General features: G+C 70.4%; 15 protein-coding genes. 8 read left to right on the top strand and 7 right to left on the bottom strand.

The window, feature by feature from the left end; all coding sequences use genetic code 11:
• Window positions 1-203: 203 nt before the first annotated feature.
• From recQ to ACIA8L_RS34245, 3 genes are all read right to left on the bottom strand, one after another.
• Window positions 204-2,027 carry a DNA helicase RecQ gene (recQ, locus tag ACIA8L_RS34255; RefSeq protein ID WP_395910980.1) on the bottom strand — a complete coding sequence of 608 codons (1,824 nt, stop codon included), beginning with the start codon at window positions 2,025-2,027 and terminating at the stop codon, window positions 204-206.
• Window positions 2,028-2,113: 86 nt separating this feature from the next.
• A complete protein-coding gene (locus tag ACIA8L_RS34250) occupies window positions 2,114-2,470 on the bottom strand; it encodes a YciI family protein (RefSeq protein ID WP_395910978.1) in 357 nt (118 codons plus the stop codon).
• A gap of 68 nt (window positions 2,471-2,538) precedes the next feature.
• A complete protein-coding gene (locus tag ACIA8L_RS34245) occupies window positions 2,539-3,528 on the bottom strand; it encodes a hypothetical protein (protein ID WP_395910976.1) in 990 nt (329 codons plus the stop codon).
• Window positions 3,529-3,608: 80 nt separating this feature from the next.
• Here ACIA8L_RS34245 and ACIA8L_RS34240 point away from each other — a divergent pair, with 80 nt between their 5' ends.
• The 5 genes from ACIA8L_RS34240 (at window position 3,609) to ACIA8L_RS34220 (ending at window position 7,289) form a co-directional block, all read left to right on the top strand.
• Window positions 3,609-4,004, top strand: coding sequence for a hypothetical protein (locus tag ACIA8L_RS34240; protein WP_395910974.1), 396 nt, complete (start codon window positions 3,609-3,611; stop codon window positions 4,002-4,004).
• A gap of 80 nt (window positions 4,005-4,084) precedes the next feature.
• Window positions 4,085-4,690 (top strand): hypothetical protein, encoded by a 606-nt coding sequence (locus tag ACIA8L_RS34235; protein WP_395910973.1) that lies wholly within the window; start codon window positions 4,085-4,087, stop codon window positions 4,688-4,690.
• A gap of 155 nt (window positions 4,691-4,845) precedes the next feature.
• The gene (locus tag ACIA8L_RS34230; RefSeq protein ID WP_395910971.1) at window positions 4,846-5,463 is read left to right on the top strand and encodes a PadR family transcriptional regulator; all 618 of its coding nucleotides are present in this window, start codon (window positions 4,846-4,848) and stop codon (window positions 5,461-5,463) included.
• Window positions 5,464-5,625: 162 nt separating this feature from the next.
• Window positions 5,626-6,537 carry an ATP-binding cassette domain-containing protein gene (locus ACIA8L_RS34225; RefSeq protein WP_395910969.1) on the top strand — a complete coding sequence of 304 codons (912 nt, stop codon included), beginning with the start codon at window positions 5,626-5,628 and terminating at the stop codon, window positions 6,535-6,537.
• On the top strand, window positions 6,534-7,289 hold the full coding sequence (locus ACIA8L_RS34220; RefSeq protein ID WP_395910967.1) for an ABC transporter permease: 756 nt from the start codon (window positions 6,534-6,536) through the stop codon (window positions 7,287-7,289). The genes ACIA8L_RS34225 and ACIA8L_RS34220 overlap by 4 nt, the downstream gene beginning before the upstream one ends.
• 1 nt (window position 7,290) lies before the next feature.
• Here ACIA8L_RS34220 and ACIA8L_RS34215 read toward each other — a convergent pair whose 3' ends face one another.
• A complete protein-coding gene (locus ACIA8L_RS34215; RefSeq protein WP_395910966.1) occupies window positions 7,291-7,902 on the bottom strand; it encodes an NAD(P)H-binding protein in 612 nt (203 codons plus the stop codon).
• A 104-nt stretch (window positions 7,903-8,006) separates the two neighbouring features.
• Between ACIA8L_RS34215 and ACIA8L_RS34210 the strand changes: the two genes are divergently transcribed.
• Both ACIA8L_RS34210 and ACIA8L_RS34205 read left to right on the top strand, forming a co-directional pair.
• Window positions 8,007-8,750, top strand: coding sequence for a winged helix-turn-helix transcriptional regulator (locus ACIA8L_RS34210; protein WP_395910964.1), 744 nt, complete (start codon window positions 8,007-8,009; stop codon window positions 8,748-8,750).
• Window positions 8,747-9,532: an SGNH/GDSL hydrolase family protein gene (locus ACIA8L_RS34205; protein ID WP_395910962.1), complete on the top strand. Its 786-nt coding sequence runs from the start codon at window positions 8,747-8,749 to the stop codon at window positions 9,530-9,532. Before ACIA8L_RS34210 ends, ACIA8L_RS34205 begins: the two co-directional genes overlap by 4 nt.
• 401 nt (window positions 9,533-9,933) lie before the next feature.
• Here the strand turns inward: ACIA8L_RS34205 and ACIA8L_RS34200 are convergent, their stop codons facing one another.
• The 3 genes from ACIA8L_RS34200 to ACIA8L_RS34190 all read right to left on the bottom strand — a co-directional run bounded on the left by ACIA8L_RS34200 (window position 9,934) and on the right by ACIA8L_RS34190 (window position 13,164).
• Window positions 9,934-10,872: an NADP-dependent oxidoreductase gene (locus tag ACIA8L_RS34200; protein WP_395910960.1), complete on the bottom strand. Its 939-nt coding sequence runs from the start codon at window positions 10,870-10,872 to the stop codon at window positions 9,934-9,936.
• A gap of 259 nt (window positions 10,873-11,131) precedes the next feature.
• Window positions 11,132-12,853, bottom strand: a complete 1,722-nt coding sequence (locus tag ACIA8L_RS34195) for a class I SAM-dependent methyltransferase (RefSeq protein ID WP_395910958.1) — start codon at window positions 12,851-12,853, stop codon at window positions 11,132-11,134.
• A gap of 2 nt (window positions 12,854-12,855) precedes the next feature.
• Entirely contained in the window at window positions 12,856-13,164 is a 309-nt protein-coding gene (locus ACIA8L_RS34190; protein WP_395910956.1) for an antibiotic biosynthesis monooxygenase family protein, read from the bottom strand.
• A gap of 73 nt (window positions 13,165-13,237) precedes the next feature.
• On the opposite strand from ACIA8L_RS34190, the gene tyrS reads away from it, so the two are divergent.
• Window positions 13,238-14,506 carry a tyrosine--tRNA ligase gene (gene tyrS, locus ACIA8L_RS34185; protein WP_395910954.1) on the top strand — a complete coding sequence of 423 codons (1,269 nt, stop codon included), beginning with the start codon at window positions 13,238-13,240 and terminating at the stop codon, window positions 14,504-14,506.
• The last annotated feature ends 622 nt before the right edge of the window (window positions 14,507-15,128 follow it).

Raw genomic sequence — 15,128 nt, 5'->3', positions numbered from 1 at the left:
GGTCTCGCCGGTACCCGGAGCAGGCGCTCCTACCGTGGTGGTGGCGGCCGGCGCGGACGGCCGGCGTCGGTCGGTCAGCGGAGCGCGGGCAGCGACGGAGGCGGCGTCCGGCCGTGAAGGCGTTGGGACTGCGCGACCGGCGGTTGAGTCCCCGGTCCGGTCGCGAATTGATGAGCCGGCCGGGCGCCGGCGTGGGGTCGCTGTCAGTCGTCGAGCTCGGCCAAAGCGTCGAGGATCGGCTGGCCGAACTTGGCGAGCTTGTTCTCACCGACGCCGGAGATCGACGACAGCTGGGCCAGGGTGCGGGGGCGTTCGGTGGCGATCTGGCGGAGGGTGGCGTCGTGGAAGATGACGTAGGCGGGGACTGACTGTTCCTTGGCCGTGGCGGCGCGCCAGGCTCGGAGGTGCTCGAAGACCGGGGTGGCCGCGGCGGGCATGGCGGCGGCGGCTTCCTGGCGGGCGGACTTCGCGGCCTTCGCGGTCGAGACGGTGCGCTCCGGTTCTCGGCGCATCATGACCGTGCGGCGGCGGCCGAGGACCTCGCTGCTGGCCTCGGTCAGGACCAGGGTGCCGTAGTCGCCTTCGACGGAGAGCAGGCGCTGGGCCAGGAGCTGGCGGATGACGGCCCGCCACTCGGTGTCGCGCAGGTCGGAGCCGACACCGAAGACGGAGAGCTCGTCGTGGTGCCACTGGACGACCTTGTCGGTCTTCTTGCCGAGCAGGATGTCGATGCACTGGCCGGCGCCGAACTTCTGGCCGCGTTCGCGGTCGAGGCGATAGACGGTGGAGAGCAGCTTCTGCGCGGCGATGGTGCCGTCCCAGGACTCCGGGGGCGCCAGGCAGGTGTCGCAGTTGTCGCAGGGCTTGCCGAGCTCCTGCCCGAAGTAGGCCAGGAGCTGCCCGCGGCGGCACTCGACGGTCTCGCACAGGGCGAGCATCGCGTCGAGGTGCTGGCCCAGGTTGCGGCGGTGGGCGGCGTCGCCCTCGGAGGTGTCGATCATCTTGCGCTGCTGGACGACGTCCTGCAGGCCGTAGGCGAGCCAGGCGACGGACGGCTCGCCGTCGCGGCCCGCGCGGCCGGTCTCCTGGTAGTAGCCCTCGATGGACTTCGGCAGGTCGACGTGGGCGACGAAGCGGACGTCGGGCTTGTCGATGCCCATGCCGAACGCGATGGTGGCCACCATGACCAGGCCGTCCTCCTTCAGGAAGCGGTCCTGGTTGGTGGCGCGGGTGCGGGCGTCGAGGCCGGCGTGATAGGGCAGCGCCGGGATGCCGTTGGTCTTCAGGAACTCGGCGATCTTCTCGACCGAGTTGCGGGACAGGCAGTAGACGATGCCGGCCTCGCCGCGGTGCTCGCCGCGGAGGAAGTCCAGGAGCTGGCGGCGGGGCTCCTGCTTGCTGACGATCCGGTACTGGATGTTGGGCCGGTCGAAGCTCGAGACGAAGTGCCGGGCCTGGTCCAGCCCGAGGCGGGTCGCGATCTCCTTGTGGGTGGCACTGGTGGCGGTCGCGGTCAGCGCGATCCGCGGGACGTCGGGCCAGCGCTCGTGGAGCATCGACAGGTTGAGGTAGTCGGGGCGGAAGTCGTGACCCCACTGGGAGACGCAGTGCGCCTCGTCGATCGCGAACAGGGCGATCTTCCCGCGCTCCAGCAGCCGCATCGTGCCCTGTGACGCGAGGGCCTCGGGGGCCAGGTAGAGCAGGTCGAGCTCGCCCGCGGTGAACTCGGCCTCGACGGTGCGGCGCAGGTCGAAGTCGAGCGTGGAGTTGATGAACCCGGCCTTGACGCCGAGCTCGCGCAGGGTGTCGACCTGGTTCTGCATGAGGGCGATGAGCGGGGAGATGACCACCGCCGTGCCCGGCCGGACGATCGCCGGGATCTGGTAGCACAGCGACTTGCCACCGCCGGTGGGCATGAGCACCAGGGCGTCGCCCCCGTTGATCACGTGCTCGATGATGTCCTGCTGGCTGCCGCGGAACTCGTCGTAGCCGAACACCCTGCGTAACACATCGAGTGCGTTCTCCATGGCCGCGATTCTACGGACCACCCCCGACAAAACCGTTGGGGCCGATCCGCCCGGTGACGGACCGGCCACCAACCCGCGACACAGCGTTACTTCTCCTGGGTGTGCACGATCGGGCGGACCTCAATCGCGTTCCACTTCGCGTCCGGGATCATCCCGGCCAGCTCGAGGGCCCGCTCCTTGGTGTCGCACTCGACGAAGTAGAACCCGGCCAGGAACTCCTTGGCCTCGACGTACGGCCCGTCGGTGACGGTCGGCGCCCCCTGCCGGACCCGCACGACCGCGCTCTGCGCGGGCTGTCCGAGGGCGTCGGTGCGGATCAGCTCACCGGTCTCCGTGATGTGCTTGATGAACTGGTCGTGCCCGGACATCACCTCGTCGATGTCGTCCTGCGTCAGCGTCGACCAGATGTCCGGGTTCATGTGGATCAGCAACAGATACTTCACGGCGATATCCCTTCCGAGGAAAGCGGTCAGCACACGGTCGGAGCCGCCCGGGCCGTCTCTACATAAATTCAGAGCCTGGTCGACGCCGGCAGCGGCAGCGCCTTGACGATCTTGGTCAGATTCGCGGCCGCCTTCGCGAACTGCGATCCATCCGGGTGTACTGACAACACGGCGACGATGTACCGGTCGTTCTCGCCGACGGTGCCGGTGGTGTGCAGCACTTCACCCATCATGTCGGGCTTGTTCGGAGCCGCCGCCGCGGGCACGAACGCCCCCGGCGCCCCCGAGTAGCCGGCGTTTGCTACGCACGGCGTCGCCGGGTTGTCGCCAAACCCGGACCAGCCCTGCTTCGCGGCCCGCGGCGCCTTGAACACGCTCGGGATGCCGAAGGACTGGTCGTAGTGGTCGGTGCCGCACTTGGTGGTCTGGTGCAGGTTGCCCATGATGAACTCGCGCACCGGAGCCGGCGCTTTGTCGAGGATGTACTGATACACCCGCACGAGATCGCCGGCGCTCACCGCGGTGTATCCCCAGTACCCGGGCTGACTCACCGGCGGCGGCTCCGTGTCCTGCAGCCCGAGCCGCTTGACCATCCGGTTGACGATCTCGCGCTGCCCATTGGCCTTCCAGAGCGCGGTGGCGGCACTGTCGTCGCTGCTGCGCAACATGATCTGCAGCTTCGGCTGGTCGCCCGCCGGCACCGAGTATGCCGGGCCCTTGTTCCAGAAGTAGTCCAGAGCGATCAGCAGTTTCACCAGTGAGGCCGAGCGGAAGCGCCAGGCACCCTTTTGTTGCAGTACGAATGCCGCCGCTTCTCGGTCGTAAACGACGATGCCCGCGGTCACGCCGGCCGGGATCGTCACCGGAGCGGCACTGGTCGGCGACGGGGACGGCGGCGCGCTCGACGGCGGAGGCGCGGCCGCGGACGAGGGGGCCACCGACGCCGAGGCGAACTGCGGTGCCGCGGCCGGCGGGTCCTGCTCCCCGCCGCAGCCGGCAGTGGCGAGTGCGACGACGGCCGCCACCGGGAGCAGCCGCAACAGGCGTGCAGAGGGCATGCCACATCATGCCCGGTCAGCGCCGTCGTAGCGGTGCCGGAGCGGGATTCGTCCCCCCGTTCCCGCGTAGCCTTGACATGGTGCAAGGGGCACTGCGCTGGTGCGGGCGCATCCCACTGGAGCGGGCGGCCCTCATCTGGGAGGTCGGGGCCGGTCTGGCGCTGCTGTTCGGCGGTGGTGTCCCGGTCGTGGTCACGCTGGGCGACGGCGGTTTGACCCTTTGCCCGCGATGGCCACTGCGGAAGCGTCACCCGTCCGTGACGGTCCTGTGGCCCGACATCGCCGGCGCGCGGGCCGAGCCGGCCGGGTGGCTGACCGCCCACGGACGGGTCGCGCTGCTGCCGCTGACGGTGGTGACCCTCGACCTACCAGGCGATACGGGCGGACCCTTGATCATCACCGGGCGCGGGGCCGGCGGGCTGGTCGCGGCCGTGGCCGAACACCACATAGCGCAGAATGGCGATCACCGAGGGTGAAACCGGGAATGGGTGACGGACACGGCACGCTGCGTGGCTGAGTTGCACGGCTTTCCGGCGGTTCCGTACGGTGGTCTTCCATGGCGGAGTTGATCGAGGCTGGTGTCTGGTACGAAGCCCGGCCGATCACGGTTGACCAGGGTGTCGACCGATACGAGGCGTTGCGGCGCGGTGACGCGGAATGGGCGATCGTCGATCCCGGGGTGGAGCGGTTCGACCGCGAGGTGCGGGCCGGCGTCGATCCGGCGCTCTGGGCCGAGCCGGTCTTCGGGGCGCCCACGCACGTGCTGGTGGCGCTGCACCGCGACGCGCCGAGGGAGGCCCTGCACTTCATCCACAAGCTGGCCGACGAGTGCGAATTGCTCTGTTTCCAGCGGCCCGGGCGCCATCAGCCCGCGGCGCTGTGGCAGCCACGGCGGCTGCTGCGGGTGCCGGTGCCGCGGATGACCACCGAGGACGGCTCCCTCGCGCACCACCCGACGGGTGACGACATCCGGGACCTGATCGGGCGGCTCGACGAGGACAACACGACGGCCGAGCTCTGGCGGGAGGACGGCTCGTCGATCAAGGTCGCGTTCGTCCCGGCCCAGCGGCGCTGGCTCGTGTCCACCGGCTCCTCCACCTCGGAGCAGGCCGATCTGTCCGGTGTCGCCGACCAGTTCCAGGCCTTCGCTGCCAGCTCCTGACCTTGCCGCGACCGGCACGAGGCGCTCCGCTCGATCCGGCACCGCTGGGTCGCCCCGACGCGGGCCCGCGTCGCTCGTAACGTTCGTTTACTCGCCGACGAGTATGTGTCTATACTCGGCGGCGAGTACTCGTGTGCGGGGATGTGGAGGTGGGCATGGCCAGGCGACGCAAGGTCGGCAACCTGCTCGCCCTGCACATCCTGGCGACGCTGTACCAGCGGCCGATGCACCCCTACGAGATCGCCGCCGAGATGCGCGGCCGCGGCAAGGAGCAGGACTTCAAGATCCAGTGGGGGTCGCTCTACACCGTGGTCGGCAACCTGGAGAAGCACGGTTTCATCCAGGCCGCCGAGACGACGCGGGCCGGCCGAAGGCCCGAGCGCACCGTGTACTCGCTCACCGAGGCCGGCCGCGACGAGTGCGTCGACTGGCTGCGGGAGCTGGTGGGCGCGCCCGAGCGGGAGTACCCGAAGCTGCGGGCGGCGCTGTCCGTCCTCGGCGTCCTGCCGCCCGACGAGGCCGTCTACCTGCTGCACAAGCGGGTGGAGATCCTCGGGCACCAGATCGCCGCCGAGGAGGCGCAGCTCACGGCCGCGTCCGGCGCCGTCCCGCGGATCTTCACCGTCGAGGCCGAGTTCGGGCTGGCGCTGCTGCGCGCCGAGGCCGAGTTCGTCCGCGGGATCGTCGCCGAGATCGAGGCCGGCACCCTGTCCGGCGTCGACCTCTGGCGCGCGGAGCACGAACGCCTGGCGCGGGAACGCCAGGCGGAGTAACCGAAAAACCCGGGTCGCGGTGCGGGAACACCACGACCCGGGAAACGACCTCAACCGAATCCGCGGGAACGCATCCGGTCTCTGGTGTCTGCAACCGCCAGGATAGCGAACCCCGCGGGCTCGGTCCGACCGAAACGGGAGACCGTCATGCCCGCTGCCGTCATGGCACGCGACCTCGTCAAGACCTATCCGAAGGGCGTCCGCGCCCTCGACCGCCTCGCGCTGCACGTGGAGCCGGGGGAGATCCTCGGCCTGCTCGGCCCGAACGGCGCCGGCAAGTCCACCACCGTCAAGATCCTCACGACGCTCGCCCGCGCCGACTCCGGCCACGCCGAGGTCATGGGCCACGATGTCGGGAAGGACCCGGCCCGCGTCCGCCGCGTGATCGGCGTCGTCGCCCAGCGCTCCGGCCTCGACCCGGCCGCCACCGGCCGCGACAACCTCACCCTGCAGGGCCACCTGTTCGGCCTGCGCGGTGCCGGCCTGCGCCGCCGCGTCGACGAGCTCCTCGAACGCTTCGATCTTGGCGCCGCCGCCAACCGCCTCGCCCGGGGCTGGTCGGGCGGCATGCAGCGGCGCCTCGACGTCGCCATGGGCCTTATCCACCGGCCCGAGGTCCTGTTCCTCGACGAGCCGACGACGGGCCTGGACCCCGAGGGCCGCACCGCCCTGTGGCGCGAGATCAAGGCCCTGGAGGGCATCGCGATCCTGCTCACCACCCACTACCTCGACGAGGCCGACCGCCTGGCCGACCGGCTCGTCATCGTGGACGGCGGGCGGGTCGTCGCGGAGGGCACTCCGGATCACCTCAAGGGCGAGTTGCGCGGTGATTCGGTACTCATCGAGCTCCTGGACCCACCGGCGAGCCCCCTGAACCTGCCCGGCCTGCGCGAGCTCACGGTCGACGGCAAGCGCCTCTCGGCCCGCGCCGACGACGGTGCGGCCGCGGTCCCGGGTGCTCTCGCGGCTCTGGAGGCCCGCGGCCTCGGCGTCGCCACCGTGACCGTCGCCAGACCGAGCCTCGACGACGTGTACCACAAACATGCCGGTCGTCGTTTGGAGGTGGCGGCATGAGCCTCTTCCATCTGACCGGGCGCCGCCTGAAGGTTTTCCTCCGCCAGCCCGCGTTCCTGCTCGCGACCCTGATCCAGCCGGTGATCTGGCTGTTTCTGTTCGGCAACCTGTTTCGCCGGATCGTCGACCTGCCCGGCTTCGGCGGCGGGAACTACCTGACCTACCTGATCCCCGGCATCGTGGTGATGACCGCGGTCTCGTCGAGCATGTGGTCGGGCATGGGCGTCCTGGAGGAGATCGACCGCGGCACCATGAACCGCTTCCTGGCCACCCCGGCCCGTCGCGGCGCGATCCTCGACGCCGTCGTCATCGAGACGACGCTGAGCGTCACCTTCCAGGCCGTCGTCATCGTCCTGCTGGGCCTGGCCGCCGGCGCCGAGTACACGTGGGGCGGCGTGCTGCTGCTCCTCGCGGCCGCGGCGTTGCTGGCGGTGGTGTTCAGCGCCCTGTCGAACATCGCCGGCATGCTGGTCCGCCAGCGTGAGTCGATCATCGGCCTCAACACGCTGCTGTTGCTGCCGCTGACGTTCCTGTCCTCGGCGTTCATGGTCCCCGGCCTGATGCCCGCCTGGATTCGGGCGGTGGCTCGCGGCAACCCGGTGAACTGGGCCCTGGAGGTGTGCCGCCCCGCCCTCGCCGGCGCTGCGGACTGGCCCCGCACGCTGCAGTACGGCGGCGGCCTCCTGCTGCTGGCCGCCGCCCTGCTCGTGCTGTCGTCGCTGACCTTCCGGTCGTACCAGAAGTCGGTCTAGATCAGTTCCCGGAGACACCGATCTGCACGCGATGGTGACGATCCGCGGCCACCTCATCCAGCAGCGCCGCGGCGAGCCCCGCATACGTCAGCGGCGAGCCGAGATCCTGGATGCGGTAGCCCGGATCGTCCCCCTCGACCAGCGCCATCGGCGGCGTGAGGACCACCCAGTCGACCGTCCCCGTGTACCCCTCCAGGACCGCCAGCTCGCCCGCCCGCCCTTCGGAGAACGGCCGCCACTCCGGGTTGAACTCGGCCGCCTCGAAGATCCGGTCCCCGCCGGGCTCGGCTCGAAGCGTGGTTGCCAACCCGACAAGCAGCAGTTTTGGTACTGCCGCCGCCTCGAGCCCGGCCAGGAGCGCGGCCGTGTGCTTGGCGTAGTCGCCCGTTCCGACCTCCGCCGAGTACACGGCCACGATCGCCACGTCATGCCCGCGCGCGACGTCCGCCACAAGCGCGGCGTCCGTTGCGTCCCCAGTTCGAGCTCCCAAAATATCCGGATATTTCGTGTTATCTCGCACAACTGCCGTCGCTGGTACTCCACGGGCCCGAGCCGCCGCCAGAACCGCCCGCCCGGCCCGCCCACCCGCGCCGAACACCACTACTGAGGTCATGCCCGGACCGTAGAACGACCTCCCGAGGTAACCGCAACGTAACCGCCCGCCGATTGGATCGTGCGTCACAGCGCGGAGAAAGCCACGGGAGTTACGGTGACCGGATGCGCGCCGCCCCGCTCCCGCCGGACTTGTTCGAGCCGGCCTGCCCGTCGTCCGCCACCCCGTTCCAGATCGGCGACAAGTGGGCCGGCATGGTCCTGACCTGCCTCCGCGACGGCACCCCCCGCCGCTTCAACGAACTGCGCGTCCCGATGCGCCAGGTCTCAGCGAAGGTCCTGTCGGAAACCCTGCGAGCCCTGGAACGCGACGGCATGATCACCCGCCACGCCTACGAAGAGCCCTCACCGCCGGCCGCCCCACCCCCCACCGACGGCGCCGCACCGCCCCGGCGGCAGCAGCCCGGCGCCCCAGCCTCCGTGGGTGGCGCCGCAGCCGATGGCGGCGCGGTTGGTCTGCGGCGGCACTCAGACGGCACCGGCCCGGTCGGTGCCGGCGTGGTTGATGGCGGCGCGGTTGATGGCGGCGCGGTTGGTCTGCGGCGGCAGTCAGACGGCACCGGCCCGGTCGGTGGCGGCATGGTTGATGGCGGCGCGGTTGGTTTGCGGCGGCAGTCGGCCGGCACCGGCGCGGTTGATGGCGGCGCGGGCGGTCTGCGGCGGCGGTCAGGCGACACGGGCCCCGTCGGTGGCAGCGCCGTCGGTCTGCGGCGGGTTCGCGTCGAGTATGCGATCACCGACCTGGGCCGCACGCTGTTCCCGGCGATGGATGCCTGCCGGGAGTGGGCGCAGCGACATCTGGCGGCCGTCGAGTCGGCCCGCACCGCCTACGCGTCGCGCACGTCATGACCAGGGTGTATCGCCGCTATGTGGCCGTGGGCGACAGCACCACGGAAGGCATGGACGACCCCGACGGCAACGGCGGCTACCGGGGCTGGGCCGACCGCTTCGCCGAGCACGTGGCCAGAGCGCAGAGCCCGGAGCCACTCGAATACGCCAACCTGGCCATCCGCGGCCGCACAACCGCCCGAATCCAGGCCGAGCAGCTGGCTCCCGCCCTGGCGCTGGAGCCGGACCTGGCGACGGTGGTGGCCGGCATGAACGACATCCTGCGCGGCTCCTTCGACCTGCAGGCGGTAGCGTCCGGCATCTTCACCATGCAGCACGCTCTGGTATCAACCGGCGCCACCGTCCTCACCTTCACCCTGCCCGACCCGGCCCCGGTCATGCCGCTGGCCAAACCACTCCGCGGCCGCGTCCTGGCCCTCAACGACGCCATCCGCAAGGTAACCGCCGAGAGTGGCGCCATCCTGCTCGACCTGGGCGCGTACCCGGTAGCCTCCGACCCCCGCCTGTGGAGCGACGACCGCCTCCACGCGAACAGTGCCGGCCACGAACGAATCGGCAACGCCCTCGCCTACGCTCTGGGTTTGGAGGGCTTCGACGACTCCTGGAACGTATCTCTCCCACCCCCCGTCCGCCGCCCCCGCCACCGAGCGATAGCCGCCGAACTGGCGTGGATAAGGCGCCACATGCTCCCATGGGCGGGCCGCCACCTCCTGGGCCGCAGCTCCGGCGACAACCGCGAATGCAAACGCGCCACCCCCACCCCAGTCCACCTGGAAGCCTGACCCACTCACGCCGCCATAGTTCCCCTCCACGCCGACGCTGCCCTAGTTCCGCCCTCGATGCCGATGCTCACCTCGACGCGTCGGCCATGCGCGGCGTGGGCATCGCCGAGGCCATTGTCGGCGGCCAAGCGGTGTCGCGGTGCGCCGCTGGGCCAAGGCGACGAGCGCGGCGGCGCGGTTGGGAACACGGCGGCGTTGCTTCGAGCGCGGCGGGCATGGTCTGAAGCGCGGCAGCCTGCGCGAGGCGTTGTTCTGAGCGCGGCGGCGTTGTTCTGAGCGCGGCGGCGTTGCTTCGGGCGCGGCGGCGTTGTTCTGAGCGCGGCGGCGTGGGGCGGAGCGCGCGTTGGGGCGCCTGGCCGGGGACCCTTGTCGACCCCGGCCGGGGTTCGGAGGCGCGGGAGTTACAGCGTGATGATGACCTTTCCTCGCACGTGGCCGGACTCGCTCAGGTCGTGGGCGGCGGCGGCTTCGGACAGGGGGAAGGTGCGCTCGACCGGCATCGTGAACTGGCCCTCGGAGTAGAGGATGGCGGCCTCCTGGAGGGTTTCGTAGGCGCGGCCCTCGGAGCCGTCGGTGACGCGGGCGCCCAGCTTCGCGGCCTCGAAGTCGGCGATGCTCACCACGTCGGCGGGGGTCGGGGTCAGGGTCACGAGCTCCGCGACCGCGCCCTGGCCGGCGGTGTCCAGGGCCACGTCGACGCCGCTGCGGCCGACGCCCTCGGCGCCGTCCGCGCTGGTCTCGGACAGGGCACGCACGCGGTCGGCCAGGCCCGCACCGTACGTAACCGGGATCGCTCCCAGTTGCCGCAGGAAGTCGTGGTTGCGCTCGCTCGCGGTGCCGATGACGGTCGCACCGCGGGAGACGCCGAGCTGTACCGCCGCGATCCCCACGCCGCCGGACGCGCCGTTGACGACCAGCGTCTGGCCCTTCTCCAGGCCGAGCAGCCCAAGCGCCCGACCGGCCGTCTCGACGACGTTGGGCAGGCCGGCCGCCTCGGGGAACTCCATGTCGACGGGCATCCGCGCCCACGCCCGCAGCACGGCGTGCTCCGCCGCGCCACCCCCGACCGCCACCCCGAACACCCGATCGCCGACGGCGACATCAGTGACCCCGGCCCCGATGGCGTCGACAACGCCGGCCACGTCGGAGTGCGGGATCACCGGCAGCCGGCTGGGCGTGGTGTCACCGAACGCCCCGCTGCGGACCTTCCAGTCGAACGGGTTGACCCCCACCGCCCGCACCGCGACCCGGATCTGCCCGGCGGACGGCTGCGGCTCGGGGACGTCGGCTACGTGCAGGACGCTCGACGGCCCGTACTCGGAGTATTGCAACGCCTTCACGATGTGCTCCAAATTCTGTTCGGCGGTGCCGTCCACGGTTGGCCGCGGCCGGCAATCGGTCAGCGCCCGGCCGGTCGGTGCCCATCGTCCGTCAGCCGGCCGCCGCGCGAATCGCCGGGGCCGCCGCTCGGAACGTCCCGCCAGCCGTGCGGATCGTCCGGGCGGTCGCGGGAAACGTCGAGGCCTCCGCGCGGAACGCCTTGGCCGCCGCCTGGATCGGCGTGTCAGGTCTGCGGTTGGGTTGTGCGTGTTGCGGGAGTCAGGTGTTCAGTGGGCGGCGGGCGATGAGCAGGACGTGGGTGTCCGGCCAGTCGAGTGGGCGGCCGTCCGGTGTGGACAGGTGGGCGTAGGGGCGGATGCGGTTGTCGACGATCCAGTCGTTGCGCCAGGCGTGGGAGGCCGGGTCGACCTCGAAGCCGATGTCGGTGAGCAGGGCTTTCCAGTCGGCGAACTCGAGGCCGCAGAACTGCTCGTGAGCCTCGGAGAGCCAGTTGTCCGGATAGTCCTTGTGGGTCAGGAACTCCATGGCGTCGGACAGCGCGATCTCGACGGCGCCGGGGTCGGTGGGGTCGTCGAGGTCCTTGTAGGGCACCGGGAAGTGGAAGTCGGCGGCGAACCGGTCCAGCCGGGCCCTGGTCGACATGGACTCGACGTGCGTGGCGATCTCGGCGCGGTCGAGGCCGTCGAGCGGGCCGGCCGGGGCGGGGGTGCCCTGCAGGCTCAGGCGGACCCGGCGTTCGCGGTTGTCGGGGCCGCAGACGTCGGAGTTGATCCAGACGCCGCCGGGGACGGTGTGGTCGTAGATGGCCTGGGCGAAGGCGCGCAGCGAGTCCATGCGGTGGCCGTAGGACCAGATCTCGTGGGTCAGCGCGAACGTCAGCGTCGTGTCGATCGACCGGGCCGGGAAGACGGCGCCGCCGAGGACGTTGCGGCAGTAGAAGTAGACGTTGGGGTTGGTGAACCAGCCCTGGGCCTTGCGGTGCACACATTCCTCGTAGAGGTGGCGGGCGACCTCCACGCCGATCAGGTCGCTCTCGCGCAGCGCCGGCTCCCGGTCGGCCAGCCCGAGCACGGCGCCGGCGCCGCAGCCGACGTCGACGATCCGGCCCGGCCGCACGTGCCGCTTGACCAGGTCCCACTTGCGCTCGGCGCTGGCCTCGAACGCCTCCGCGTAGGTCCGGTAGTCCCGCGTCGTGGTCAGGCCCCCCTCATCACCCACGACCGGATCATTGACCACGAGGGCGATCTGCTCGTCGAGGCGATAGCGGTCGTAGACGTCCAGCGTCGCCGGATGCGCCAGCTCCCGCCACGTCGGATCGCCGGCGGCCAGCCTCAGCAGCACGTCCCACGGTCGCTCCGGCCGGGCCGCGTCGCGCGTCGGCACCCCACCGCCCGGCGGGCCGTCCTCGCGAGTCGCCGACGCCGCTGCGCCGGTGTCGCGGCCGGGTGGCGCGGTGAGCCCCGCCGGGCCGGACGAGCTGGGGGAAGCCGCGGGTGGAGCGGTGCCGAAGGCGGGGTCCGACTCCACCAGAGCGATGTCGAAGCCGAGGTCCGTGTAGAGGGCGGCGACTTCCGGTGTCGAGCAGGCGACGACGGTGTCGGCCGGGGTGAGGTGGTGGCCGAGGACGGACTCGACGCTCTTGAGGGTCACCTCGGCGAAGCGGTCCGTCGGTGCGGTGTCGAAGACGGGCACCACCAGGGAGCGGAGGTCCTCCTGGACGCTGAAGCGCTCGATGGCGGCCTCGCGGCGGTCGTAGGAGACGGGGTTGCGCTTCGTGTTCTGGTGGTTGGCGCTCGTCACCGCCCAGACGATCGTGGTGCGGGCGGTGGGGTCTTCACCTGGCGACGGTTGCGGTGCTGCGGTTGCGCGGGCACTGGGAGTACCAATGCGGAAATCGTCCTTTGCAAGGCCGCGCAAATAGACCGCTTGGAAGCGGGTCAGGAGGTGATGGCGGCCGGGGAACAGGACGAATCTGCGCATGGTCAGGCCTGCGGGTCCGCGTGCTGGACGACCTCGAACTCCAGGAGGCTCGAGCCGCTCGCGACGGGGCGGCTGCGCTCGCCGGCGTGGGCCTCCTTCGCGGGGCCGTTGGACCAGGCCTGGAACGCCTCTTCGGACTCCCACTTCGTGTAGACGAAGTAGCGCGTCTCGCCCGCGACCGGGCGGAGCAGCTCGAAGCCCAGGAAGCCGGGCTGACCCTCGACCGCGCCGTGCCGCGCACCGAAGCGGCGCTCGAGCTCGGGGCCGGCGCCCTCGGGGATTTCGATCGCGTTGATCTTCACGACTGCCATGGACCCACCCTAACCGCCGGGTATGACAAAACCCCGTGGGACCAGGTGAGGGGGCGGTGGGAGAATCGCGGCCATGACCGATGTGCTCGAAGATCTGCAGTGGCGCGGGATGATCGCGCTCTCGACCGACCTCGACGAACTCCGCAAGGAGATGGCGAAGGGGCCGATCACGTATTACTGCGGATTCGATCCTACGGCGCCGAGCCTGCACATCGGCCACCTGTTCCAGGTGCTGACGGTGCGGCGGCTGCAGCTGGCCGGGCACAAGCCGCTCGCGCTGGTCGGCGGGGCGACCGGGCTCATCGGCGACCCGCGGCCGTCGGCGGAGCGGCAGCTGCACTCGGTCGAGCAGATCGGCGAGTGGGTCGGGAAGATGCGCGCGCAGATCGAGCCGTTCCTGGACTTCACCGGCAGCAACGCGGCGCGGATGGTCAACAACTACGACTGGACCGCGTCCATGTCGGCGATCGACTTCCTCCGGGACATCGGCAAACACTTCCGGGTCAACAAGATGCTCACGAAGGACGCGGTGAGCGCCCGGCTCAACTCCGATGCGGGGATCAGCTACACCGAATTCAGTTACCAGATCCTCCAAGGGATGGACTTCTTGGAGTTGTACCGTCGCTACGACTGCAAGCTCCAGACCGGCGGTAGCGACCAGTGGGGCAACCTGACCGCCGGCACCGATCTGATCCACCGTGTGGAGGGCGCGTCCGTGCACCTTCTGGCGACACCGCTGCTCACCAACTCGGCGGGGGAGAAGCTGGGCAAGTCCACCGGCGGGGGTTCGCTGTGGATGGACGCGGAGCTGACGAGTCCATACGCGCTGTACCAGTACTTCGTGAACCTCGAGGACGCGATCGTCGGCGGGCTGCTGCGCAAGCTGACGTTCCTGGAGCGCGAGGAGATCGAGGCCATCGAGAAGGAGACCGCCGAACGGCCGGCGGCCCGGATCGGGCAGCGGCGCCTCGCCGAAGAGATGATCAAGCTCGTGCACGGGCCGGAGGAGACCGCCCAGGTGATCGCCGCGAGTCAGGCGCTGTTCGGCCGCGGTTCGCTCGGCGAACTGTCGGCGTCGACGCTGCGGGCCGCGCTGAGCGAGGCCGGCCTGGTGAAGGCGCCGCCGGGGTCGACCGTCGCCGATCTGTTCATCGCGGCCGGGCTCGTCGCGAGCCGCAATGAGGCGCGGCGGACGGTGTCCGAGGGCGGTGCGTACGTGAACAACGAGCGGGTGTCCGACGCCGAGGAGGTCGTGGCCGCTGAGCGGGCCCTCGCCGGTGGGCTTCTGGTGCTGCGCAAGGGAAAGCGGACGTTCGCGGGGGTCGAGCTCGCTTCCGGGTGACCTCGACGTGGCCTCGATTTGATTCTGCCGCCGGGCGCCGTGTAACTTCTGTCCTCGCTACAGGCGCCCGGCGCGCCGGTCAGCCACCAGAGAGAGTGATCGATTTGGTGGAGATCGGAAGGCCGGGTAATGTAGATGACCGGCAGGGAAACGGACGAAGAAGCGGAGCGCTAGTCGCGCCGTCGCGGTCGTCCTGCCGGAAGCCAGAAGCGACCTTGAGCCGGGTGACCGGTGCCTGGTCGTGCCCGAGACCTGAACGACAGCCACGATTTGGATGTCAGACAGGGAGCGGGTAGAGTAAGACCCCGGCAGGGACACGGACGAGCTCCGCGGGTCGCGAAAGCGAGCCGCAGCGGACGTCCTGCCGACAACCTACAACACTCAGCCGGGTGACCGGAAGAGCTGTTGTGCGTTCGCAATACCGGACATAGTACCGCAAGACGGACTTGACACGGCAGAGCGGACATGCTAGACTAGAACGGTACAAAGCGCCACCGGGCAGCAACGAGCGAGACACTCGCGAGTGAAAACGGTGTGTGTTGGTTGTTTGAGAACTCAACAGGGTGCTTGTTAAGCCAGTGCCAATAGATATACCCCGTGGCATGGGCTGCGCTTCTTCGGA

The organism is Dactylosporangium sp. NPDC051541 (assembly GCF_044454505.1).
Lineage (GTDB): Bacteria > Actinomycetota > Actinomycetes > Mycobacteriales > Micromonosporaceae > Dactylosporangium.
Note: the sequence above shows the minus strand (reverse complement) of the source record. Positions and strands in the feature narration are given on the sequence as shown.